This is a genomic window from Acinetobacter sp. NBRC 110496 (genome assembly GCF_000876115.1).
Taxonomy (GTDB): Bacteria; Pseudomonadota; Gammaproteobacteria; order Pseudomonadales; family Moraxellaceae; genus Acinetobacter.
The window spans coordinates 1-605 of record NZ_BBTF01000159.1; the positions used below are offsets into that span (position 1 = coordinate 1).

The window sequence follows — 605 nt, forward strand, 5'->3', positions numbered from 1 at the left end:
GGCACTGTTGCAAATAGGCTGACATGATAAGCTAAATATCTTATTTATTTCGAGATACAGCAGATGAATCCCTTCCACGGTCGGCACTTTCAAGGTGAAATCATTCTTTGGGCTGTTCGTTGGTATTGTAAATATGGCATCAGCTATCGTGAACTTCAAGAAATGCTCGCTGAACGAGGCATAAATGTGGATCACAGTACAATTTATCGTTGGGTTCAGCGTTATGCTCCAGAAATGGAAAAACGGTTACGCTGGTATTGGCGTAATCCTACAGATTTACATTCATGGCATATGGATGAGACTTATATCAAAGTGAAGGGGCGATGGACTTACCTGTATCGTGCAGTTGATCAACGGGGTCATACGATTGACTTTTACCTTTCCGCTAGACGGAACAGTAAATCAGCCTATAGTTTTCTAGGAAAGATCTTCAATACGGTGAAAAAATGGCAAATTCCACGGGTCATCAATACAGATAAAGCAGCGACCTATGGCCATGCTTTATCACGATTAAAGCGAGAAGGAAAATGTCCAGTAGATATTGAGCACAGGCAGATTAAGTATAAAAATAATGTCATTGAATGTGATCATGGTAAGTTAAAGCG

Annotated in this window: 1 protein-coding gene; it reads left to right on the forward strand. The window is 40.5% G+C overall.

Annotated features, from left to right (window positions below; translation table 11 throughout):
* Positions 1–63 precede the first annotated feature (63 nt).
* Positions 64–605, forward strand: a 542-nt coding sequence (locus Aba26S_RS21030) for an IS6-like element IS1008 family transposase (RefSeq protein WP_005108972.1), incomplete at its 3' end; no start/stop codon positions are given.